This is a genomic window from Salegentibacter tibetensis, from assembly GCF_020164485.1.
Taxonomy (GTDB): Bacteria; Bacteroidota; Bacteroidia; order Flavobacteriales; family Flavobacteriaceae; genus Salegentibacter; species Salegentibacter tibetensis.
Genome location: NZ_JAIQZA010000122.1, coordinates 1 through 385, shown reverse-complemented (window position 1 = coordinate 385; position 385 = coordinate 1). Strand labels below are relative to the sequence as shown.

General features: G+C 37.1%; 1 protein-coding gene. It reads right to left on the bottom strand.

What is annotated here, in order from left to right:
• Positions 1 to 59: 59 nt before the first annotated feature.
• Positions 60 to 385: IS200/IS605 family transposase (tnpA, locus tag LB467_RS18780; protein WP_224475675.1), on the bottom strand; the 326-nt coding region annotated here is incomplete at its 5' end.

Here is a 385-nt window from a genome sequence, read left to right as displayed (position 1 = left end):
TAAACCACTCTGCACTCAAAGTGCAGAGGTTTTTTTACTAGGGACTGAAAGTCCCCAAGCTATTCCAATATGAAATTGGAGTTATCACTCGAATCTCGACGATGGTGCTCCAAATATTCATTAACCATCTCATCGGTAATATTTCCTGTACTCCATACTCCATAACCACTTGCCCAAAAATGTTGCCCCCAATATCTTTCCTTCAGTTTTGGATATTCTTGTTGAAGTTTTCTAGATGTTCTCCCTTTAAACTTCTTTAGTATATTACTTACATTCAGTTTAGGGGCATATTCAATATGCATGTGAACATGATCCGAACTAACAACTCCTTTTAGTATCTCTATTCCTTCTGCTTCACATATTTGAACCAAAAGTTCACGACAAC